At 60.3% G+C, this 22279-nt stretch carries 24 protein-coding genes; 9 read left to right on the top strand and 15 right to left on the bottom strand.

The genetic code is table 11. The annotated features are described in order from the left end of the window. Window position 1: 1 nt before the first annotated feature. Together tamB and tamA are read right to left on the bottom strand one after the other, a co-directional pair. On the bottom strand, window positions 2–3820 hold the full coding sequence (gene tamB, locus FUU19_RS01775; protein WP_202670157.1) for an autotransporter assembly complex protein TamB: 3819 nt from the start codon (window positions 3818–3820) through the stop codon (window positions 2–4). Further along, complete coding sequence (tamA, locus tag FUU19_RS01770) at window positions 3817–5535, bottom strand: autotransporter assembly complex protein TamA (protein WP_185742370.1); 1719 nt, start codon at window positions 5533–5535, stop codon at window positions 3817–3819. Before tamA ends, tamB begins: the two co-directional genes overlap by 4 nt. A gap of 304 nt (window positions 5536–5839) precedes the next feature. Here tamA and msrA point away from each other — a divergent pair, with 304 nt between their 5' ends. Both msrA and paeA read left to right on the top strand, forming a co-directional pair. Then, window positions 5840–6481 carry a peptide-methionine (S)-S-oxide reductase MsrA gene (msrA, locus tag FUU19_RS01765; RefSeq protein ID WP_164063737.1) on the top strand — a complete coding sequence of 214 codons (642 nt, stop codon included), beginning with the start codon at window positions 5840–5842 and terminating at the stop codon, window positions 6479–6481. A 180-nt stretch (window positions 6482–6661) separates the two neighbouring features. Next, the gene (paeA, locus tag FUU19_RS01760) at window positions 6662–7993 is read left to right on the top strand and encodes a polyamine export protein PaeA (RefSeq protein WP_049270169.1); all 1332 of its coding nucleotides are present in this window, start codon (window positions 6662–6664) and stop codon (window positions 7991–7993) included. A gap of 67 nt (window positions 7994–8060) precedes the next feature. Here paeA and FUU19_RS01755 read toward each other — a convergent pair whose 3' ends face one another. Then, the gene (locus tag FUU19_RS01755; RefSeq protein ID WP_004933604.1) at window positions 8061–8267 is read right to left on the bottom strand and encodes a DUF1107 domain-containing protein; all 207 of its coding nucleotides are present in this window, start codon (window positions 8265–8267) and stop codon (window positions 8061–8063) included. 330 nt (window positions 8268–8597) lie between these two features. Between FUU19_RS01755 and FUU19_RS01750 the strand changes: the two genes are divergently transcribed. Further along, window positions 8598–9155, top strand: a complete 558-nt coding sequence (locus FUU19_RS01750) for a YtfJ family protein (RefSeq protein WP_025159587.1) — start codon at window positions 8598–8600, stop codon at window positions 9153–9155. Between the two features lies 1 nt (window position 9156). Here the strand turns inward: FUU19_RS01750 and cysQ are convergent, their stop codons facing one another. Further along, window positions 9157–9897, bottom strand: a complete 741-nt coding sequence (gene cysQ, locus FUU19_RS01745) for a 3'(2'),5'-bisphosphate nucleotidase CysQ (protein ID WP_063991660.1) — start codon at window positions 9895–9897, stop codon at window positions 9157–9159. Between the two features lie 253 nt (window positions 9898–10150). On the opposite strand from cysQ, the gene FUU19_RS01740 reads away from it, so the two are divergent. Then, the gene (locus FUU19_RS01740) at window positions 10151–12103 is read left to right on the top strand and encodes a bifunctional 2',3'-cyclic-nucleotide 2'-phosphodiesterase/3'-nucleotidase (protein ID WP_141971321.1); all 1953 of its coding nucleotides are present in this window, start codon (window positions 10151–10153) and stop codon (window positions 12101–12103) included. A gap of 113 nt (window positions 12104–12216) precedes the next feature. After that, complete coding sequence (gene ytfE, locus FUU19_RS01735) at window positions 12217–12882, top strand: iron-sulfur cluster repair protein YtfE (protein ID WP_230491053.1); 666 nt, start codon at window positions 12217–12219, stop codon at window positions 12880–12882. 43 nt (window positions 12883–12925) lie between these two features. Here the strand turns inward: ytfE and bamJ are convergent, their stop codons facing one another. Further along, window positions 12926–13546: a BamJ family beta-barrel-assembly machinery protein gene (gene bamJ / locus FUU19_RS01730; RefSeq protein WP_004933618.1), complete on the bottom strand. Its 621-nt coding sequence runs from the start codon at window positions 13544–13546 to the stop codon at window positions 12926–12928. Between the two features lie 267 nt (window positions 13547–13813). Between bamJ and FUU19_RS01725 the strand changes: the two genes are divergently transcribed. Beyond that, window positions 13814–14485: an OapA family protein gene (locus tag FUU19_RS01725; protein ID WP_141971325.1), complete on the top strand. Its 672-nt coding sequence runs from the start codon at window positions 13814–13816 to the stop codon at window positions 14483–14485. Between the two features lie 3 nt (window positions 14486–14488). Here the strand turns inward: FUU19_RS01725 and FUU19_RS01720 are convergent, their stop codons facing one another. From FUU19_RS01720 to rpsF, 5 genes are all read right to left on the bottom strand, one after another. Continuing rightward, window positions 14489–14842 carry a DUF488 domain-containing protein gene (locus tag FUU19_RS01720; RefSeq protein WP_141971327.1) on the bottom strand — a complete coding sequence of 118 codons (354 nt, stop codon included), beginning with the start codon at window positions 14840–14842 and terminating at the stop codon, window positions 14489–14491. Window positions 14843–14953: 111 nt separating this feature from the next. Then, complete coding sequence (gene rplI, locus FUU19_RS01715; RefSeq protein WP_004933629.1) at window positions 14954–15406, bottom strand: 50S ribosomal protein L9; 453 nt, start codon at window positions 15404–15406, stop codon at window positions 14954–14956. 39 nt (window positions 15407–15445) lie between these two features. Beyond that, window positions 15446–15673 carry a 30S ribosomal protein S18 gene (gene rpsR, locus FUU19_RS01710; protein WP_000135199.1) on the bottom strand — a complete coding sequence of 76 codons (228 nt, stop codon included), beginning with the start codon at window positions 15671–15673 and terminating at the stop codon, window positions 15446–15448. Window positions 15674–15677: 4 nt separating this feature from the next. Next, the gene (gene priB / locus FUU19_RS01705; RefSeq protein ID WP_049233092.1) at window positions 15678–15995 is read right to left on the bottom strand and encodes a primosomal replication protein N; all 318 of its coding nucleotides are present in this window, start codon (window positions 15993–15995) and stop codon (window positions 15678–15680) included. 8 nt (window positions 15996–16003) lie between these two features. After that, on the bottom strand, window positions 16004–16402 hold the full coding sequence (rpsF, locus tag FUU19_RS01700) for a 30S ribosomal protein S6 (RefSeq protein ID WP_004933634.1): 399 nt from the start codon (window positions 16400–16402) through the stop codon (window positions 16004–16006). A 454-nt stretch (window positions 16403–16856) separates the two neighbouring features. Here rpsF and FUU19_RS01695 point away from each other — a divergent pair, with 454 nt between their 5' ends. Then, window positions 16857–17123, top strand: a complete 267-nt coding sequence (locus FUU19_RS01695) for a YdgH/BhsA/McbA family protein (protein ID WP_004933636.1) — start codon at window positions 16857–16859, stop codon at window positions 17121–17123. Between the two features lie 99 nt (window positions 17124–17222). On the opposite strand, the gene FUU19_RS01690 is transcribed toward FUU19_RS01695, so the two are convergent. Beyond that, window positions 17223–17585 (bottom strand): hypothetical protein, encoded by a 363-nt coding sequence (locus FUU19_RS01690; RefSeq protein ID WP_141971332.1) that lies wholly within the window; start codon window positions 17583–17585, stop codon window positions 17223–17225. 123 nt (window positions 17586–17708) lie between these two features. Further along, window positions 17709–18461, bottom strand: a complete 753-nt coding sequence (yjfP, locus tag FUU19_RS01685) for an esterase (RefSeq protein WP_202670161.1) — start codon at window positions 18459–18461, stop codon at window positions 17709–17711. Between the two features lie 127 nt (window positions 18462–18588). Between yjfP and bsmA the strand changes: the two genes are divergently transcribed. Together bsmA and FUU19_RS01675 are read left to right on the top strand one after the other, a co-directional pair. Beyond that, window positions 18589–18897 (top strand): biofilm peroxide resistance protein BsmA, encoded by a 309-nt coding sequence (gene bsmA / locus FUU19_RS01680; protein WP_049201419.1) that lies wholly within the window; start codon window positions 18589–18591, stop codon window positions 18895–18897. A gap of 123 nt (window positions 18898–19020) precedes the next feature. Next, entirely contained in the window at window positions 19021–19296 is a 276-nt protein-coding gene (locus tag FUU19_RS01675; RefSeq protein WP_063991661.1) for a YdgH/BhsA/McbA family protein, read from the top strand. On the opposite strand, the gene FUU19_RS01670 is transcribed toward FUU19_RS01675, so the two are convergent. From FUU19_RS01670 to rlmB, 3 genes are all read right to left on the bottom strand, one after another. Further along, window positions 19293–19691, bottom strand: coding sequence for a DUF350 domain-containing protein (locus FUU19_RS01670; RefSeq protein WP_047025083.1), 399 nt, complete (start codon window positions 19689–19691; stop codon window positions 19293–19295). The genes FUU19_RS01675 and FUU19_RS01670 overlap by 4 nt on opposite strands. A 66-nt stretch (window positions 19692–19757) precedes the next feature. Further along, complete coding sequence (locus FUU19_RS01665) at window positions 19758–21386, bottom strand: isovaleryl-CoA dehydrogenase (RefSeq protein WP_230491051.1); 1629 nt, start codon at window positions 21384–21386, stop codon at window positions 19758–19760. Between the two features lie 116 nt (window positions 21387–21502). Beyond that, window positions 21503–22234: a 23S rRNA (guanosine(2251)-2'-O)-methyltransferase RlmB gene (gene rlmB / locus FUU19_RS01660; RefSeq protein WP_099817063.1), complete on the bottom strand. Its 732-nt coding sequence runs from the start codon at window positions 22232–22234 to the stop codon at window positions 21503–21505. Window positions 22235–22279: the final 45 nt, after the last annotated feature.

Genomic DNA, 22279 nt, shown 5'->3' with positions numbered 1-22279 from the left:
GCTAAAACTCAAACTGATAGAGCAAATCTAATGCCTGGTCGAGACCAGACACCGCTTCAAGATACAACTTAGGCATCAGACGATAACGCAACGTCAGCGTGGCCAGCGAGTCGAAAATGCCCACCCCATATTTTACTTGTAAGCCTGGGAGGACATAGCCGCTCACGACAACCTGGGAATTGTCGCCAACCCCTTGAGTGTCCAGAGCCAAATTACTCACGCCGAATGCCTCGCCGATTTTACCCACAAGTTGACCACTTTGTGCAACCCCCATGCCGATTAACATCGACGTCATGGCGTTGCCGTCGGCGCCGGAGCTGTTCAAGCCCTGGCCACGCAGCAGATAAGACAAGGCTTCCTGTTGCGATTTGGCCGGATCGGAGAACACTTCCAGCTTCGGTGCATCCGCCAGACCGGTCACACGCACGCCGGCGGTCACATCGTCCTCGGTGGATTCCGGGTTGCGGATCGCTTCGATATTGAGCAGCGGCTGATCCGGCGGGCCGGAGAACATCAACTGCCCTTTACGCACGATCAAATCCTGACCATAAGCATGGAAGCGGCCGGAAGGGATGTCAATCTGGCCATTGAGGCCCAACCCTTTCTTGTCCTGCACCACCTTCAGATCGCCCTTCAAGCGGGCTTTCAGGCCAAAGGCGTCCAGCCGCACGTCGTTACCGACGTGGATCATCAGGTTGCTGTTGATTGGGATCGAGGCGGTCTTCGGTTGAATCGGCTTCAGCTGGTCGTCCAGCATCACCTCATCAGAAGAGACGCCCACCGCGCTTTCCGGCAGTTCCTGCACCGTGATGCGCGCCCAGGGAATGTCGACCTTGCCATTGAGCGAGAACAGCTGCGGCGTGGCTTCGAACACCAGATCCGGCGACACGTCGATGCGGATCATCGGCGGTACCGTCACCCGCAGCTTGTCGCCCTTGGCGGCAATGCGCGCACGCCAGGCGTTGATGTCACGCCAGTCGGCATCGCCCGCCAGATTCAGTTGGCCGCGGGTGGTGCTGAGCAGCCCTTCCAGCGTCGAGGTCATGCCGTTGAAATTCACCGCCAGCCGCGCGTCGGTCATATCGAACGGCATCCAGTGCCCCTGCACCTTCGCCCGATCCAACGCCAGACGCCCGAACACCAGCGGCTTCTGCGCGCTGCCGCCCAGACGCAGGTTGGCGTTCAGCATGCCCGCCGCGCTTTCGCCCTTCATCAGCGCCGGGTTGATCAGCGCCAGCGAGATGTTGGTGATATTGACGTTGCCGCTGATGGTGCGCCGCACCTGCGGATCCGCCACCTGGATATTGCCGTCGAACTGGCCGTTGTTGGTCAGTTTGATTCGCCAGTCGGCCTGCGCGCGGCCGTTGTTCAGGCCGGCGTTGAGGGTCAGCGTATCGAAAGCGATCGGCAGTGCGTTGCCCTGCACCTGCTGTACCACCTTGACGCCGTTGCCGGCCAGCGTGACTTTCGCCTCCGGCAGCGCGCCGCCCGGTTTCCAGCTGACGTCGGCCCGGCCGGTGAACACACCGCTCAGGGCGGTCTCCGGGCCGAGGAACGGCTTGATCATCGCCAGGTCGAACCGGTTAAGCACCACGCTGGCCTGGCCGCTCTGGCCGGCTTCAATGGTCTTAGGCACGCACAGCTCGGCGTTCGGGTTCTGCCAACAGTGCGGCCCGACGCTGATTTTCTGCTCGGTGTTCAGGTAGTCCAGCGCGATGGTGCGCGTCAGGCGCCATTCCCCTACCGGCGTATCGAAGCGGGTGTTGTTCAGATTGCCGCGCCAGCGCTGCTGCTGACGATCGAAGCTGCCCTGCAGCGCCAGCTGGCCGGAGACCGGCTTGCCGTCGATCTTCAGCTGCAGCTGGTGCTGTTTCTCGCTGCCTTTGGCGTCGAGGGTCAGCAGGCTGACCTCCAGCGCGTCCTGCTTCAGCTGTTCGACGCGTACCGCCAACTGCCCCTGGATCTGATCCGTGGAGCGCACATCACCGTCTATTTTCACGCGGTTGATACGCAGCGCCTGCCACTGCAAGCCGGAAGCGGTCAAATCCGCCAGCAGCTGCGGCGCCTGCAGATTGCCACGCAGCTTCAACAGCCCTTTGGCGGTGCCGCCGAGGCCCGGCAGCGCGCCGTCCAGACGCGGCGCGTCGATGTTGGCGTCCAGGTTCCAGCTCTTCTCGTCCAGCTGCCCTTTGACGTTCAGTTGATTGCGCCCCAGCGCCAGATCGATGCCGGGGATTTTCCACTGCCCGGCGGCGTTGCCGCTCAGCGTGCCGCGCGCCGTGACCTTGTTCTGCTTCACGTTGCCGTCCAGCTGCAATACCGGCACTTGCAGCTGCCAGCTACCGCCGTGCAGGCTGCCGCGCGTGGTGATCTTGCCATCCAGCTTCGCCGGCCATTCCGGCCACTGCTTGGCGGTATTGATGCCGCTCAGCGTCAATTGCGAGGTCCAGCTGATGGCCTTGCTCCAGTCCACCAGCGCGGTAAGATCGGTATTGCCCTGCAGCGCCGCCAGGCGCAGGCGCTCCAGCTTGAACTGCTCGACGTTGCCTTTGCCGTCCAGCGTCAGCACCGCTGGCGGCAGATCCTGGCCTTTCAGATTGGCGCGCGTCGATAGCGCGTAATCGGTCGCCTTGCCGTTAAAGCGCAGGCGGAAGTCATTGACCTGGTACTGCGCCTCGCCGGTCAGCGGCCATTTCAGCTGCTTGCTCTGCAGCGTCAGCGCCAGCGGCAGGCCGGCTTCGGCCAGCCGGGTTTGCACATCGAGCTGGGCGCCGACCGGGCCGGACAGGTTCAGCGCCACCTTCAGCTCGTCACGCAGCCCGCCGCCGATGTTCAGCTTCACCTTCTCGCCCTTCAGCGGTTCGATGTTCAGCGCGCTGTTGGCGGTCAGGGCTACCGGCCAGTCGCCGGTCAGGGTCGCCTGCCCCTGCACCGACAACGTGCCCTGCGGCGACTTCACGTCGAAGTTGTCCAACTGGATATGCTGATCCTGCGTGCTGGCCTGCAGCAACAGGCTCGTGATCAGCACATCGGTATCGCCGGTCAAGCGCAGCTGCTCACCGCTGATCTCTTTGACGGTGATATCCAGCGGCAGGCGGATGTCCGGCAGATCCGGCAACAGCGGTTTGGCGAACAGTTCCTTCAGCGTTTCGCCCAACGGCTTCTCTTCCGGCGGCGGTGCCGGCTTCGCCGCGTCGGTAACCTGCTCGCCGACCTTTTTCGCCACCTCGACCGCCGGTTGCACCGCTTCCGGCAACGGGTTTTGCGGCGTTTTCGGCAAGGCGATCAGCAGCGAGCCGATCTTGGTCGGCATCAGCGTCAGCGCGCGTTCTTGCCACTGCGCGCCGGTGCGGAACTCAGCCAGAGAAATGGCGGTATCGTCGACGGTGACCTTGACGTTGTTCAACGCCAGCAGACGCAGGGTGATCGGATAAGGCGTGCTGAGATTGGTGGTCGGCTCACTGCTCTCCTCCACCGGCGCGGAAGGCGCCATCTCTTTGGTGTTCACCGCCACGTCCACATCCTGGGCGGTCAAGGCGTTGACGCACAGCGAACTGCGTTTAAAGCAGGACAGATCAAGGGACAGATGGAACTGCCCGGCGTTGACCGTCACGCCCGGCATCTGATACTTCACGCCCTTCAGCGTCAGATCGCGCCAGCCGCCGCTGACGCCGGCGATCTCCAGCCCCGGCACCCAGCGCGCCGCGCCGTTGATGACCATATGCAAACCGGTGGTGGTGCCTATCAGGAAGGCCAACCCGCCGATCAGCAACAGCAGAACGACCAGAAATCCGAGACAAATCTTTTTAACCAGGCTCATAGTTCAGGCCCCAAACCGATGTAGAACTGCATCCCGTGGGTGTCCTTGTCCCCCACGGGCGCGGCGATATCCAGCTTCACCGGCCCCACCGGCGACTGCCAGCGCACGCCGACGCCGGCGCCGGTCTTGAAGTTGCTCTTCTTGATATCGTTCACCGCTTCACCGGAGTCGACGAACATCGCCCCCCACCACTTGCCGGTCACGTTGTATTGGTACTCCAGCGATCCGGTCAGCATCTTGGAGGCGCCGGTCAGCTTGCCGTCGTCATCGCGCGGCGAAATGTCTTTGTACTTGTAGCCGCGAATGCTGCGGTCACCGCCGGCGAAGAAGCGCAGATCCGGCGGCACCTTGTCGAAGTCGTTGGTTTCAATCCAGCCCACCTGCCCGCGCGCCACGAAACGGTGCTTGTCGGCCAACGTGCGGATCCAGACGTTCTGCGCCTGCATCAGCGCGAAGTCCACGCCGGAACCCCAGGTGGTGTCGGACACGTCGATGGAGTAGCGTTGGCTGTCGCCCCAGGTCGGCATCAGGCCGCCGCGCGAACGGGTGCGGTTGAAGCTGACGCCGGGGTACAACAGCATCGTGGTGTTGCTGACGTTACCCTGGGTAAAGTTATCCCAGCGCCAGGTCAGGTTGATCGCCCGCTGCCAGCCGCTGGAGAGATCCCAGTTGCGCGAGGCCACCACTTTGGAGGTGACGGACTTGGTGTCGTTAAGATTGACGTTCTTGAGGCCGCCCTGCAGCAGGTAATACTGCTCCAGCGGATTCTTCAGCAACGGGATCTTGTAGGTCAGATCCAGCTGCTGTTCCGGCGCCGACACGCTGGCGCTGGTTTCCAGGCTGTGACCGCGATCGTTGAGCCAGGGCTTTTTCCAGGTGCCTTTCACCCGCGGGCCGACGTCGGTGGAGTAACCGATACCGGTTTCGACGGTGTTGCGCGTGCGTGGCGTCACCAGCGCGTCCAACGGCAAAATCTTGTTCTCTTTGGCATCGTTGAAATCAGGGGACACCACCACCGAGTTGAACCAGTTGGTGGCGGACAAACGGCGGTTCAGCTCGGCCAAATCCTCCGAACTGTAGTAATCCCCCTGATGAAAGGGCACCAGATTTTGCAGATAGTCTTCGCGGATTTGCGAACCGGTGAATTTCACCTTGCCGAAGCGGTAACGTTCGCCGCTGTTGAAATCGATATCCCAAAACGCCTTGTGCAGATCTTCGGCCACGCCGAGCTGGCTTTTGGTCATGTCGGCATCGAAGTAGCCTTTGCGCAGCGCCAGGCCGGTGAGCGAGCCTTTGAAACTGTCATACTTGCCGTGGTTGAGGATCTCGCCGATGGTCGGCCGGTCCTTCTTTACCAGCGCCAGGTAGTCCTCATCGGTCTTCGCGCCGCCTTCCAGCACGATGTTGGCGCCGGCGATACGCACCGGTTCGCCCGGATTGACCTTGGCGTGCAGCACCGGGCGCGACATCCCCGGCCGGTCGTCCAGCGTAAACTCGATGGTCGGCTGGTAATAGCCGAGCGCGCGCAGCCCCTGGCGCACCGCCTCATCCACCCGCGCGCGGAAGCGACCATCGGTGCCGACCTCTTCAGGCGTGATCGACGACAGCCGCACCCGGACGTTTTTTTCCAACTCTCCGCTTAACCCCTCCACCTGCAGCCGCACGTTCGCCGCATAGGCTGCAGGTGCCGCAAGCAACACAGATATCAAGCACATGACCGGGTACTTTGGCACGTGTTCTCCTTATTGATTTTACTTTCCTGTTATGGTGTTCGCTCCGGGGCCAGGGCAGACTCCGCGCTATCATGGCGGCAGCCCTCTTCAACCTTGTTCCGGACGCCGCCCGCCGCGCTTTACCACCGCCGCGCAACAGGCGAATTCTTCACTTTTGGCGCTCAAAATACTGCGTTAAGCTTATACAAAATCCAACTTGCCGCTTATTGTGGGCAAAGACGCGGTGAGATACAACCGAACCGCCGCCATGTAGGGTCAATTCTTACTGTGACAACAGGAGTCAACCGTGGTGCCATTTTTTGATAAATCACAAACCGTCGATAAGGCAAGCGCGCTGCCTGGCCGCACCACGCCAATGCCTGTCGCAACGCTCAACGTGGTCACCGAACACTCGATGACCCAGGTGCCGGCAGGCATGGAGGTGGCGATCTTCGCCATGGGCTGTTTCTGGGGCGTTGAGCGTCTGTTCTGGCAGCAGCCGGGCGTCTACAGCACCGCCGCCGGCTACAGCGGCGGCTATACGCCGAACCCGACCTACCGCGAAGTGTGCAGCGGCCAGACCGGCCACGCCGAAGTGGTGCGCGTGGTGTTCGATCCGCAGGTCGTCAGCTACAAACAGCTGCTGCAGGTGTTCTGGGAAAATCACGATCCGGCGCAGGGCATGCGCCAGGGCGGCGACGTCGGCACGCAGTACCGCTCGGCGATTTATGCGCTGAGCCCAGAGCAGCAGGCCGAGGCGGAGAGCAGCCTGCAGCGCTTCCAGCAGGCGATGGACGCGGCGGGCGACAAGCGCGTCATCACCACCGAAATCGCGCCGGCGCTGCCGTTCTATTATGCGGAAGACGACCATCAGCAGTACCTGTTCAAAAACCCGGAAGGCTACTGCGGGCTGGGCGGCATCGGCGTTTGCCTGCCACCGCAGGGCTGATCCGATGCCGGCCGGCGGCACTTTTTTAACCGCTGGCGGCCCCTGTGGGGCAACTGCTATACTATGCGGGCCGCTTCTGCGGCCCGATAGCTTCTCTTCTGGTTGTTATCGCTGCTTTTTTTACTATGTACTACCCTTCCTCAAGAGCGCCGGCATCCCGTCGGCACGTATGGATAGATTATGTTAAACAGTATTTTACTGATTCTTTTTCTGATCGCGGTGAGTGCGTTTTTCTCACTGTCGGAAATCTCTCTGGCCGCCTCGCGCAAGATCAAACTGAAGCTGATGGCGGACGAAGGCAACATCAACGCCGCCAGAGTGCTTAAACTGCAAGAAACCCCAGGCATCTTCTTCACCGTGGTGCAGATCGGCCTGAACGCCGTGGCCATCCTCGGCGGTATCGTCGGCGACGCGGCTTTCTCCCCCACCTTCAAGGTGTTGTTCGATCGCTTCCTGTCGCCCGAACTGGCGGAACAGGTCAGCTTTATCTGCTCCTTCGTGCTGGTGACCAGCCTGTTTATCCTGTTCGCCGATTTGACCCCGAAGCGCATCGGTATGATTGCACCAGAGACGGTCGCCGTCCGGATCATCAACCCGATGCGTTTCTCCATCATGATCTTCCGCCCGCTGGTGTGGTTCTTCAACGGCATGGCCAACCTGATCTTCCGCATGTTCAAGCTGCCGATGGTGCGTAAGGACGACATCACCTCCGATGACATCTACGCGGTGGTGGAAGCCGGCGCCCTGGCGGGCGTGCTGCGCAAGCAGGAGCACGAACTGATTGAAAACGTGTTCGAACTGGAATCGCGCACCGTGCCGTCGTCGATGACCTCGCGCGAAAGCGTGGTGTACTTCGATCTGCGCGAAAGCGAAGAGAGCATCAAGGAGAAGGTCTCGACCCATCCGCACTCCAAGTTTCTGGTGTGCGACGGCCATATCGATCAGGTGGTCGGCTACGTCGATTCCAAAGACCTGCTGAACCGCGTGCTGGGCAACCAGAGCCTGGTGCTGAGCAGCGGCGTGCAGATCCGTTCGGCGCTGATCGTGCCGGATACGCTGACGCTGTCCGAAGCGTTGGAAAGCTTCAAGACCGCCGGCGAAGACTTCGCGGTGATCCTCAATGAATATGCGTTGGTGGTGGGCATCATCACCCTTAACGACGTGATGACCACGCTGATGGGCGATCTGGTTGGCCAAGGCCAGGAAGAGCAGATCGTGGCGCGCGACGAAAGCTCATGGCTGATTGAGGGCGGCACGCCGATCGACGACGTGATGCGCGTGCTGGACATTGATGAGTTCCCGCAGGCGGGCAACTACGAGACCATCGGCGGCTTTATGATGTATATGCTGCGCAAGATCCCGAAACGCACCGACTTCGTCAAATACGCCGGCTACAAGTTCGAAGTGGTGGATATCGACAGCTACAAGATAGACCAGCTGCTGGTCACCCGGCTGAGCGACAAACCGGCGGCGGTGCTGCCGAAAGCCCCGGAAGACACCCCGGCGGCTTGACGGCAGCCGGCAAAAACATCAGCGGCCCCATCGGGGCCGCATTTTTTTTACCGCTGTCAGCGAGGTGTTACCCCATCTCGGTCTGCAACAGCAGCACCTGACGGTTCACTTCAGACATCACGCTGAAATGGCGCTTGTCGCGAATCTTCGGCGGCAGGATTTTCCCCTCGTCGAATTCAAATGCGCCCACGTCCTTGATATACAGCCTTCCGCGAAACAGGGTCTTAACGTACTTTGCCACTTTCAAAGGGTTATAACGCTGGAAGATTCTCATTCTTTTACGCTCCTCCCGTTGATCCATGCGCTCAGCGAGCCGCCAAAGGTGGCAGCCTCGAAATTCAGAACGCAACTTGATTGCATGTAGTAGACCCAGTAAAGACCAGAACGTTCACTTCTGCCCGGATATCTACGCTGGATTTACACTTTTTGACAGAATTGTATATGATAATTTATAGCGTTTTCAGTATATCCCTTCAAAATCTGATGATTAGCGAACCAAGGGAAAATCTGCGATCCGGTTAACAGGACAGACCTCTTATCACATCCTATGCTTTAGGCTGTCGAAGTGCTGTCACACAAATTCCACCCATCACAAGGAGAAAGCATGAAAACAAGTCGCATGCTGATGGTATCCCTGCTGCTCGCCCCGCTTTTCGCTTCCGCGCACAACTTCCAGCTCCAGCAGCGCGTAGCGCCGGTCGGCGTCAGCGACAAAGGAGAGCTCAACTACGCTGACGGTAATTTTAGCTACCAGAACTGGAACAGCGCACAGCTCAGTGGAAAAGTGCGAGTGATACAACATATTGCCGGCCGCAGCTCCGCCAAAGACATGAACGACCCACTGATTGAAGCGATCAAGAAGGCGAAGCTACCACACGATCGTTACCAAACGACGACAATCGTCAACACCGACGATGCCCTGATGGGCACCGCGATGTTCGTGCGCAGCAGCATTGAAGACAGCAAGAAGGAGTTCCCATGGTCGCAGTTTATCGTCGACAGCGACGGTAACGTGCGCAAGGCCTGGGATCTGCAGCCGAAAGGCTCAGCTATTGTGGTGCTGGATAAGCAAGGGCGCATTCAGTTTGCTAAAGACGGCGCGCTGACGCCGGAAGAGGTGCAGCAGGTGATGTCCAAGCTGCACCAGCTGTTGGCGAACTAACTCAGAACAGCGACACCCGGAAGCCGGGGTTGAGGAAAGATTCACGCGGTGTATAGAGCAACGGCTTGCCCTGCCAATCGTGAATTTGCGCCCCGGCGGCCACCGCCACCGCATGCCCTGCGGCGGTATCCCAAATGTTGGTCGGCCCGAAGCGCGGATAGAGCTGCGCCTTGCCTTCCGCCACCAGGCAAAACTTCAGTGAGGAGCCGACGGACACGGTCTGGTGCTCACCCAACTGCTGCAGATAGTCTTTCAGCTCGTCGTCGATATGCGACCGGCTCACCACCACCAGCGGCGGATGCGCGTTGCTGACGCCGATCGCCTGCCGCACGCCCTTCTCTTCTTTCCAGGCCTTGCCGCGCTCTGCCAGATACAGCACGTCGATCGCCGGGGCATACACCACGCCCATCACCGCCTGCCCCTCTTCAATCAGGGCAATATTGACCGTGAACTCGCCGTTGCGGTGCAAGAACTCTTTGGTGCCGTCCAACGGATCGACCAACCAGTAGCGCGTCCAGTTGCGGCGCTCTTCCCACGCCGGCGGATCCTCTTCCGACAGCAGCGGCACCTCCGGCGTCAGGGCCGCCAGGCCGCGCTTGATGATGTGATGCGCAGCCAGATCGGCCGCCGTCACCGGTGAGTCATCTTTTTTCTGTGCGACATCAAGCGGTTGTTCACCGTCGTACACCGCCATGATCGCCGCTCCCGCCTCGCGGGACAGTTGGCAAATTCGCTCTAACATCATGCACCTCAACTCTGCATCTCCGTGGGAAATTTCCCTCTGTCTCTGCTAGCAGACTAGTTTTTTTTACGCCGAATATCCATCTCAACCGGCTAACCCCCGGGAATTCCTCAGATCTTGTTGGGCACAACTGTGAACTTCCCCGCGTTACCTGCTCCCGTTTTCTGCCACACTTCACAGTTTACTGTGGCAAGCAGTGTTAATTACATTTCCCTCTGCGATAACACTCGAATAATGGAATGGAGAGACCCCAATGATGAAGCATCCACTGACGCTGTCCGCGCTTGCGCTGCTGGTATGCGCCTCGGCGCAGGCGGCCACCGTCGACCTGCGCGTGCTGGAAACCACCGACCTGCACAGCAACATGATGGACTTCGATTATTACAAGGACACGCCGACCGACAAGTTCGGCCTGGTGCGCACCGCCAGCCTGATCCAACAGGCGCGCCAGCAGGCCGCCAACGCGGTGTTGGTGGACAACGGCGACATCATTCAGGGCAGCCCGCTCGGCGACTACATGGCGGCCAAGGGGCTGAAACCGGGCGACGTGCACCCGGTCTATAAGGCGATGAACACGCTGGATTATGTGGTCGGCAACATCGGCAACCATGAATTCAACTACGGGCTGGACTACCTGAAAAACGCCATCGCCGGCGCCAAGTTCCCGTATATCAACGCCAACGTCATCGACGCCAAAACGCAAAAACCGCTGTTCACGCCGTACATCATCGTCGATACGCCGGTGAAAGACCGCGACGGCAAGGCGCATACGCTGCGCATCGGCTACATCGGCTTCGTGCCGCCGCAGATCCTGGTGTGGGACAAGGCCAACCTGCAGGGCAAGGTGACGGTGGACGACATCACCGCCACCGCCAAACGCTACGTGCCGGAAATGCGTAAACAGGGCGCCGATCTGGTGGTGGCGATCCCGCATTCCGGGCTGTCCAGCGAGCCTTACAAGGCAATGGCGGAGAACTCGGTCTACTACCTCAGCCAGGTACCGGGCATCGACGCCATCATGTTCGGTCACGCCCATGCGGTGTTCCCGAGCAAGGACTTCGCCAACATCAAAGGCGCGGATATCGATAAGGGCCTGCTGAACGGCGTACCGGCGGTGATGCCAGGACAATGGGGCGATCATCTCGGCGTGGTCGATCTGCAGCTCAACAACGATGGTGGCAGCTGGAAAGTGACCGCTGCCAAAGCGGAAGCACGGCCGATCTACGACAAAGAGAACAAGAAATCGCTGGCGGCTGAGGACGCCGCGCTGGTGAAGGTGTTGGCGGACGATCACAAGGGCACGCGCGAGTTCGTCAGCCAGCCGATCGGCAAATCCGACGGCAACATGTACAGCTACCTGGCGCTGGTGCAGGACGATCCGACGGTGCAGATCGTCAACAATGCGCAGAAGGCCTACGTCGAACATTACATCCAGGGCGACCCGGATCTGGCCGATCTGCCGGTGCTGTCGGCGGCGGCGCCGTTCAAAGTCGGCGGCCGCAAGAACGATCCGGCCAGCTTCGTCGAAGTGGAAAAGGGCCAGCTCACCTTCCGCAACGCCGCCGATCTCTATCTCTACCCCAATACGCTGGTGGTGGTGAAGGCCAGCGGCAAAGAGGTGAAAGAGTGGCTGGAGTGTTCCGCCGGCCAATTCAACCAGATCGACGTCAACAGCGCCAAACCGCAAGGTTTGATCAACTGGGACGGTTTCCGCACCTATAACTTCGACGTGATCGACGGCGTCAACTACCAGATCGACGTCAGCCAACCGGCGCGCTACGACGGCGAATGCCAGCTGATCAACGAGAAGGCGGAGCGTATCAAGCGGCTGACCTTCAACGGCAAGCCGATCGATCCGAACGCCACCTTCCTGGTCGCCACCAACAACTACCGTGCCTACGGCGGCAAGTTTGCCGGCACCGGCGACCAACATATCGCTTTCGCTTCGCCGGATGAAAACCGCTCGGTGCTGGCGGCCTACATCAGCGCCGAAACCCAGCGCCACGGCGCAGTGCATCCGCAGGCAGACAACAACTGGCGTTTGGCGACCTTCAGCAGCAAGCAGCCGCTGGATATCCGCTTCGAGACCTCGCCATCGGACAAAGCGACGGCGTTTATCAAAGAGCACGCCCAATACCCAATGACCGCCGAAGGCCATGACCGCATCGGTTTCGCGGTCTATCGCATCGATTTAAGCGCGAAATAATCGCCAGGCCGGGGCAATCCCCCGGCCATCTCCTCTATTTTCCCGCTGGCGCGCCCTTTAAATTGTATTTAAAATGCATGTTATAAAATTCCTTCGTTTAAAGAGGCACTACCATGGATTACCGCAATCAATCCCTTGGCGCGCTCGCTATCGCCATTCCCCGGGCATCACGTCTGTTTCGCCAGCATCAGCTGGATTTCTGCTGCGGCGGCCGGCAATCGCTGGCACGCGCCGCCGAGCGCAAAGGGCTGGACATCGACCAGTTGGAGAACGCGCTGGCCGCACTCGCCGCCGCGCCGGAGCAAAGCCGGGACTGGCGCACGGCGCCGCTCGATGAGGTGATCGACTACATTCTGCCGCGCTTTCATCAGCGGCACCGCGAACAGTTGGCCGAACTGGTGCTGATGGCGGAAAAAGTCGAACGCGTGCACGGCGACAAACCCAGCTGCCCGCGCGGGTTGGCGAAGCAGTTGAACCTGATCCGCCTGGATCTGGAGAATCACATGATGAAAGAGGAGCAGATCCTGTTCCCGCTGATCAAACAGGGCATGGGGCCGCAGGCCGCCGGACCGATCTCGGTGATGGAACATGAGCATGACGAGGCGGGTGAACAACTGGAGGTGGTGAAGTTCCTCACCGATAACGTGACGCCACCGGAGGGCGCCTGCACCACCTGGCGGGCGCTGTACAACGGCATCGACGAGTTCATCGGCGATCTGATGGAACACATCAGCCTGGAAAACAATCTGCTGTTCCCGCGCGCGCTACGCGGCGCATAAAATAAGGGCGCCACGAAGGCGCCCAGAGCAATCCTCGGGGGGATTACAGGATTTCCAGCAGCTCGACGTCGAACACCAGCGCGCTGAACGGCGGGATGGACGCGCCTGCGCCACGTTCGCCGTAGGCCAGGTTGTGCGGGATATACAGCTGCCATTTGGAACCAACCGGCATCAGGGTCAGCGCTTCGATCCAGCCTGGGATCACGCCGCTGACCGGGAATTCTGCCGGCTGGCCGCGCTCGACCGAGCTGTCGAACACGTCACCGTTGATCAGACGACCGGTATAGTGCACACGCACGCGATCCTGACGGGACGGGATTGGGCCGTTGCCCTGCTCCAGCACGGAGAACTGCAGGCCAGACTCGGTCAGCGTCACGTCGTCGCGCTTAGCGTTGTCGTCCAGGAATTTCTGGCCTTCAACGGCCATCGCCTGCTGGCGCTCGCGGCGCACCGCATCCGCACGCTCGTGGATTTCACGCAGCGCACGGTGCACCACGTCTACCGGAACCGCCGGGGCATTCCCTTCCAGCGCGTCGCGCAGACCCGCCAGCAAAGCTTCCGGTTGCAAACCTTCCAGCCCGGACTCTTGCAGCTGCTGGCCGACCTGTAAACCAATCCCGTAACTTGCTTGCGCTTCAACGCTGTCAAAAGAAGGGGTTGTCATGGGGTTTTCCTTAAGTCTGTAAAAAGTCGAAAGCGCAGCATAACAGCGCGTCAATGCCGGGTAAAATCTTGTGTGGAGAATGATGACTTTTGTCGTAGAAAAAGAAACAATAACCTTCTGTTAACGCCCGCAGCCGCAAACCCCGGCCTTGCCGCTCAGCCGCCTTTCACTTCAATCAGTTAGCGGGCTATACTGAAAGCAGGATATCGGGCAGGCGAGGCGCTTGCCGCGCCGCGCTAATTACTACGCCGTCGAAGAGAGGTCACCATGGGCAGAATCGCGCCCAGGAGAAGGAAAACCACCCGCATCTACCAGCCGCTGCTGCGCACCTGGCTGAACGTCAGCCAGCGCCTGAAACCGGGCGCCGCACCCACGTCTGAAGGCGCGGAACCGCCATCGGAGCCACCGCCGGCCAACGACAAAATGCAGCAGGTCAAAGCGCTGCTGGCCAAAGTCTGGCATCTGCCGGACGGTTTCCATTGGATGGAGCCGCTGCCCTACTTTCACCGCCGCTGGGTGCTGATCTTCGGCATCATCCTGCTGTTGGCGTTGCTGTGGCCCTACTCGCCCGAAAGGCAGCCGTTCCCGGTTTCCCAACAGGAAACCAGCGTGCCGCTGCAGGCCGATCTGCAAAACGGCGGCGGCGCCACGTCTACCAACGAACCGACGCCGGCGGGCAACTGGCAGCGTTATCAGATCCAGCCCGGCCAGACGCTGGCCCAGCTGTTTCGCGACAACAATCTGCCGGTGAATGAAGTGTTCGCCATGGCGCAGGTGGAAGGCGGCGACAAGCCGCTGAGCAACATGAAAGCCGGCCAGGAAGTGCGTATCGAACGCGACGCCAACGGCGTGATTAACGCGCTGTCGGTCACCACGGTGGACAACAGCCAGGCGCTGTTCCGCCGCCAGGCCGACGGCAGCTACCGCCGGGAACGCTAATCCCTACAGCTGCGCCAGCAGAAACTCGCGCAGCACCACGCCCTGGTTATGCTCGGTATCTTTGCTGCCATACAGCAGCGTCAGCGCTTGCCCCTGCCGTAACAGCGCCACCAGCGGCTGCCAGGCGTCGTTGGCCGCCAGCTGTTGGCGGTAACGCTCCTCGAAGACCGCCCACTGGTCGGTATGCTGATGGAACCACTTGCGCAGTTCGTCATCCGGCGCCACCTGTTTCAGCCACTGGACGCCCGCTAGCCGCTCCTTGCTGATGCCGCGCGGCCATAGCCGGTCTATCAGATAACAATGTTCCGGCGCCGGCGCGCTGAAATCGTAAACCCGCTGTAGCGTAATCTTTGCCATCGCTCGCTCTCCTTTTTATCTCGTCTTCAAGCGTAGCGCGTTTTGCCGGGCGCAGAAAAGCAAAACGCCAGCGCGAGGCTGGCGTTTTAACCGGGTTAACAGCAGCGTAAATTACGCTTCTGCAACCACAACTACATTCAGCTGTGCGAACACGTCGCTGTGTACCTGGAAGTGCACTTCGTGCTCACCAGTGGTACGCAGAACGCCGTTCGGCAGACGAACTTCGCTCTTGGCAACTTCAACGCCTGCCGCAGTCACTGCGTCAGCGATGTCGCGGGTGCCGATAGAGCCGAACAGTTTACCTTCGTCGCCAGATTTGGAAGCGATGGTCACTGAACCCAGTTCGTTGATCTTGGTTGCGCGAGCTTCAGCAGCAGCCAGAACGTCAGCCAGTTTGGCTTCCAGTTCAGCACGGCGTGCTTCGAAGAACTCAACGTTTTTCTTGGTAGCAGGAACAGCTTTGCCCTGTGGTACCAGGAAGTTACGAGCGTAGCCCGCTTTAACGTTAACTTGATCACCCAGGCTGCCCAGGTTTGCTACTTTATCAAGCAGAATAACTTGCATTACCTTATCCTCTCAAAGTCGTTAATGGACAGTGGCCGATTACTGATGACGATCAGTGTACGGCAACAAAGACAGGTAGCGCGCGCGCTTGATAGCACGGGCCAGCTGGCGCTGATATTTTGCACGAGTACCGGTGATACGGCTCGGTACAATTTTACCACTTTCGGTGATGTAGTTTTTCAGCGTAGCGATGTCTTTATAGTCAATCTCTTGAACGCCTTCCGCGGTGAAACGGCAGAACTTGCGACGACGGAAATAACGTGCCATTTGGCTAGTCTCCAGAATCTATCAATTCAATCTGCTCGGCATGCAGAACCAATTTGCTCAGCCCGTTGCGCCCTTGATGGCAGCTTACAAAGCCTTGCACGGTAATCTGACTGCCGACCGTTAATCTTTGAGTTAGTGCTTGTGACTGTTGTCCGCTGACAACCACGGGCATTCGGCACCATGCTTGTCTGCTGAATCCGGCTTCCATCTGCTGCGAACGGTGCTCTAGCACAAATTGGCAGTGCGGTATCCCGGAAGGACTCACTTTTCGAACCGGCGCCTTGCACACAGTGCCCGACAAAACCAGACGATTAGCCGTCACGGCGGCAATTACTCTTCAGAATCCCCAGCATCTGCATCATCTGCGGTTTCGTTAGCGAAGTCTTCGCGGCGATCGCCACGACGTTCGTCTTTCGCTTTAACCATCGGAGATGCTTCAGTTACCGCGTGCTTAACGCGCATAACCATGCTGCGGATAACGGCGTCGTTGAAGCGGAAGTTAGTTTCCAGCTCATCGATCGCTTCCTGCGGCGCTTCAACGTTCAGCAGAACGTAGTGAGCTTTGTGCAGTTTGTTGATCGGATAAGCCAGCTGACGGCGGCCCCAGTCTTCCAGACGGTGAATCTGACCTTGCGCGTTAGTGATGGTAGCACTGTAACGCTCGATCATGCCCGGAACCTGTTCGCTTTGGTCAGGATGGACCATAAAAACGATTTCGTAATGACGCATCGAATTGCTCCTTACGGATTATTCAGCCTCCTGTCAGGGTCAACCGCGGCCCATGGAAGCAAGGAACGTGTTTAGTGTGCGGCTGAAAAATGACGCGTAATCATACTGACGCAGGGCGGGAAACTCAAGGACTGCGTGGGTTTTATTCGCGTTAATGCGAGGCGCTATGGGAAATAGCACGATTTGCTCGTGGGTGAACCTATGTACGCCGATCCATCGGTTTCAAAAATCTTTCAATGAAATCAGAGTTGAGTCACAAATCTATTTCACTTTTTTTGAAAGAGGTCATCAAAAGCCCCCGCTTTTTAATCCGCCGCAACGGACTAAAATTAACCATATCCGCCGCAGACAGCGCGACGAAAAAGATTTCAGATTATTCAATGCAGATAAATGACTTTTTGCCGCAGCGACATTCGCTGTCAGGCCGTAACGGCAAAGGGTTAAGAGAGGCACTATGAAACGCATCATTCTAGCAACGGCGCTGGCCGCCCTGTTCTCCGCCAACGTAATGGCCGCGACGGAGATCACGTCGCACCAGGCCGATCAACGCCAGAGCGTCGGCTTCGTCACCCTGAACCAGAACGTGGTTTCGCCGGATGACGCCAGCAGCCAGGTCAGCAAAATCGCCGACCAACGCGGCGCAAGCTCTTATCGCATCATCGCCCTGCACGAACCGGGCGACAACAGCACGATGCACGTCAGCGCCGAGCTGTACCGCTAAAAAGACGCGCCGCACCAGGGAAATCCCCAGGGCTTCATCAGAAAGCCCGTTCAGTCCTCGCCGGAGCGCCGCCCGTTGGGCGCTCCATTTTCTCACCCTTCACAGCTTGAGCAAGGCCGGCATGCTGAACGCCTTGCCCGGATTATGCAATTGCAGCGCCATCTGCAGATAATTTGTCCGCGTTTGCAGCAGCTCGGCGCTTCCCGTCAGGGTCGCCCGCTGCTCGAAGGAGAGCGTACCGGCCGCCGCGGTGTGAGTGGCTGCCGTTTTCGGCACGAAGGCAAACAGCGCCGTCATGTTTTGCACCGTCTGCGCGGTGATACGCGACAGCGGATTCGCCTTGTTTTGTCGCGCCTTGCCGTCGGCTGCCCCCAGCATCTCGCTGAAGGCCGCTGAGTTCAGTTCGGCGCGCGCTTTCATCGTTCCCATTAAACCGGCCGTACTGCCGATGTTTTTTATCATGCCCTCTGCTCCTTGCTGCCCTGAAAGAATTCACGCAGACATTCTCCCCTTCATTCAGCTAAACGATGGCCGAAACAGCCCGCACAGAGCGGTGCAATTCCCTGCATCGCGCACGGAAACACACTACAACTCGCGGCGGAAAAAGTCGGCCGTGGCAGACAGCGCCAGCGGCGTGATGCGGTGTTTCACCCCCGGTTCGATGAGCGACGTCAAGCGGCCGTCCGCGCCTTGCTGCCGCAACTCGGCCGCCAAACGCAGGCTGTCTGTCGCCGGCACCACGTCGTCCGTCTCGCCGTGCCACAGCAGCAGCGGCCGCCCGGCAATCGTCTCCAAACGCCCTTCCAGCTCATACTCCGCCAATACGGCGGTGCGCGCCGCAAACGCCGCCGGAGAGAGCGCCTCGCCCTCTTCGCCCAACGGCGGATACAGCGCTTGCGCCAGCGAACGGTAATAGCCGGAACCCATCAGGCTGGCGGCCGCCCGGATCCACGGGAAACGCGCGAAGGCGCCCAGCGCGGTCATGCCGCCCATAGAGGCGCCGGCGACGCCGATACGCCCGTCGGCAATCAGGCCGAGCCGCTCGAAATGCGCCTTGATCTGCGGCAGCTCGTCGATATTGCTGCGCAGGATCTCCCAAAACGAGGCCAGACGCCGCGCCTCATCGCCGTCGAACCGCTCGCCGTGCCGATCGGCATCCGGCAATACCACCCGAAAACCAACGCGCGCCAGCGCATAGGCGAAGTAGGCGTACACCTCTTTCGACGAGGTATAGCCATGGCAGAAGAACACCGTCGGCAAGGGCCGGTGATAGTGCCCGGCGGGAACGGCATGGATCACCGCAATATCGCCCACCCGCTCGTCATGAATTTCGATCATCCGTTCATCCTCAACCCACCTGTTGGCATTCATCATGACAAACTTGCGCCAGCCAGCGTTAGCTCAATCTGTTCCAGCTTATATTGCGTTACACTGAAGCCATCGTACCGGCACTTTCGAGGTCACCATGACGCTAGTCCGCACACTCATCGCCCTGACGCTGGCCGCACAGCTTTCCGCCTGCGGCATCATGACCACCACGCCGAAACCGCCGCCGCCGCCCACCGCACAGGCGCAGGAGATCGTCCGCGCGCAGACCGCCGAGCTGGTGAAAATCGGTACCATCACCGCCGTAGTGCGCGGTAGCCCGATGGACGTGGAAGCGGAGATTCAGCGCAAGGCCACCGCCGCCGGCGCCCGGTATTACGTGATCATCATGAACAGCGAAACCATCGTGCCGGGCCAATGGTATTCCCAGGCGATCCTGTATCGGTAAGGCGGGGATTTTTTAAGCAGATTTACACTGCCTTTGCACAGGCTGAAGTAGGGTGTTGCACACTGGCGGACAGCATGCCGCATGTTGCGGGTGTCGATTCAGGATCTGACGAAGGGGAACGCCATGAAACGCTCCACCGCACTCACCTCCCTCCTGCTTTCAGTAGGGCTGCTCAGCACCGGCGCACAGTCCGCCGAGCTGGCGCCCGCCGATCGCGTGACGCCGCTCAGTGAAATCGCCGAGATCACCTTCAGCGATCTGCCCGGTTCACCGCAGGAGGCGGAGCAGGCCATCGCCCGCACCGCCGGCCAACACGGCGCCAGCTATTACCGCATCCTGCGGATGGAAGAACAGGCGCACCCGCTTGGCTGGCGCGCCTCGGCCATCTTATACCTTTAGTAGCTCATGCAAGCCGCATTCAACACGCCGCCGCTGACGCAGACGCCCCCCAGGAAAATCCCGGCGGCCAGGTGGTTCGCTTCGATCTTGTCGCTGATGCGCGGCATGTAAATCTTCACGGCCGCGAACAGCAAGAGTTGCACCACCAGCGCCACTACGCCCCACAGCAGGTAATCCAGCAGGCTGATCGAGTTGATCGCCGCGCTGGCCAACGGGATCACATACCCCAGGCAGGCGCCGATGAAAGCAAAGGCGGCGGATTGATTATCGGCCTTGATCAGCGCCCATTCGTCGTGTGGGGTGATGCGGGTATAGACGAACAGAAACACCAAAATCATGGCGAAACCGCTGAAGAAATAAGAGGCGAACGCCGCCAACGCGCTGAGAATATCCATGTGCATTTTCCTGTCAGAGTGAGGCTGAATTAAAAAGGTTTTCTCCGCCGCGCGCCACCCTTTTCCCTAACCGCCGATAGCGCGATTCAACAGCAGTTCGCACACTTCGGCCGACAGCAGGCTCTCACCACGATGATCCAGCGTCAGGTGGCACCAGGCGTCGGCTATCTGCGGGCTGGCGTGCTGCAGCAGCTGCGCGGCGCAGCACAGGTCGAACAGCTGCTGGGTCAGCAGCCGCCCCATCTCTTCACGCGGTTGACGGGCACGCTGCTGCCACTGCCGCCAGGCGTGATCGAACAACCGATTCTGGCCGCGCACCGGCTGCAGCTCGAACTGCAGCATCTCGAGCGCGCCCGGCAGTTTGTGCAAGCTGCGCAACACGTCCAGACACATGATGTTGCCGGAACCTTCCCAGATGCTGTTGACCGGCATCTCGCGATACAGGCGCGGCAGCTCGCTCTCTTCGCAGTAGCCGATACCGCCCAGCACCTCCATCGCCTCGGCGATGAACGGCATGCCCTGGCGACAGATACTGTATTTGGCCGCCGGGGTCAGCAGACGGCTGTAGATCAGCTCACCTTCATTGCTGCGGCTTTCCCAGGCGCGGGCCAGCCGGAACAGCAACGCGGTATGCCCTTCCAGCCGCAGCGCCATGCGCGCCAGAACCTGGCGCATCAGCGGCTGTTCGATCAAGAGCTTGCCGAACGCCTGCCGCTGCAACGCATGATACAGCGCCACCGACAACCCGCGGCGCATCAGGCCGTGGCTGCCGAGCGAGCAGTCGAAACGGGTCAGGCCGCCCATCTTCAGGATATGCCGCACGCCGTCACCCTCATTCCCCAACAGCCAGGCGGTGGCGTCCTGAAACTCCACTTCGCTGCTGGCGTTGGAGCGGTTGCCCAGCTTGTCTTTCAACCGCTCCAGGCGAATGGCGTTGCGGCTACCGTCCGGCAAAATGCGCGGCAGGAAGAAACAGGACAACCCGCCTTCGGCCTGCGCCAGCACCAGGTGCGCATCGCTCTGCGGCACCGAGAAGAACCACTTGTGCCCCACCAGCCGGTAGGCTTCCCCTGGCCCGCGCGCGCCGAGCGGCGCGGCGGTGGTGGTATTGCTCAAAACGTCGGAGCCGCCCTGCTTCTCCGTCATGCCCATGCCGATCAGCAGGCCACGCTTTTGCCCGCCCGGCAACAGGTGAGCGTCATAACGATCCGACAGCAGCGGCGTTAGCCAGGAGCGAAACTCGGCCGGCAACGCCTGCAGCAACAGCGGCGTGGCGCCGAAGGTCATGGTCACCGGGCACAGCGTGCCTGCCTCGACCTGCGCATGCAGCATAAAGCGCGCGGCGCGCGCCACGAAGGAACCGATGCGCGCATCCTCCTGCCAGGGCAGGTTGTGCACCCGGTTGGCGATCAGCCCCTGCATCAGGATATGCCAGGCGGGGTGAAAGCGAACGTCGTCCAGCCGCTGACCGGTGGCGTCGTAGCGCAACAATTCCGGCGGGTTGGCGTTAGCCAGCCGACCCAATTCCAGCGACTCCTGAGTGCCGAGCTGCTGGCCCAGCGAGGCCAACACCTCGGCGTCCCAGCCGCCCTGCTCGCGCTGCAAGGCTTCGCGCAGCGGCGTATCGGAGAGAAACAGGTTGCTGTTGCCCAGCGGCTTGGGTTGGTTAAAAACGGTGTGCGTAGTCCAGACCATGAGAGTGCTCCCTGAAAAAAGCGTCAGGGGTAAGTATGGTCGGCGCAGAGATTTCTGCCGAAGGCGGGATCACAAGAGGGGGAATTAACGGGGGCACAGGGCCCCCGTCAGGAGAATCAGCCGCGCTGACGCACCGCTTCGAACAGGCAGATGCCGGTGGCGACCGACACGTTCAGCGAAGAGACGGTGCCGGCCATCGGGATGCTGATCAGCTCGTCGCAGTGTTCACGGGTCAGGCGACGCATGCCTTCGCCTTCCGCGCCCATCACCAGCGCCATCGGGCCGGTCATTTTGCTCTGATACAGCGTATGGTCGGCTTCGCCGGCGGTGCCCACCACCCAGACATTCATCTCTTGCAGCAGACGCAGCGTGCGCGCCAGGTTGGTCACGCGGATCAACGGCACGTTTTCGGCGGCGCCGCAGGCCACTTTCTTGGCGGTGGCGTTCAGTTGGGCTGAACGGTCGCGCGGCACGATCACCGCGTGCACGCCGGCAGCGTCGGCGCTGCGCAGGCAGGCACCGAGGTTATGCGGGTCGGTCACGCCGTCCAGCACCAGCAGGAACGGGGTCGCCACGCTTTCCAGCAGGCTCGGCAGATCGTTCTCCTGATACTGACGCCCTTCGCGCACCCGGGCGATGATCCCCTGGTGCACCGCGCCTTCAACCTTGTCATCCAGCCATTGGCGGTTCGCCACCTGAATAACGATGCCGGTCGCTTCCAGCTCGGCGATCAGCGGTTGCAGGCGGCGATCTTCGCGGCCTTTCAGGATAAACACTTCCAGGAAGCGTTGCGGGTCGCGCTCTAACAGGGCTTTGACGGCGTGGATGCCGTAAATAATTTCGCTCATGATGCTCTTTTAAATTCGTGCGGCCGGCGATAACCGGCCGATGGT

The sequence above is a fragment of the Serratia montpellierensis genome, assembly GCF_020858655.1.
Taxonomy (GTDB): Bacteria; Pseudomonadota; Gammaproteobacteria; order Enterobacterales; family Enterobacteriaceae; genus Serratia; species Serratia montpellierensis.
Note: the sequence above shows the minus strand (reverse complement) of the source record. Positions and strands in the feature narration are given on the sequence as shown.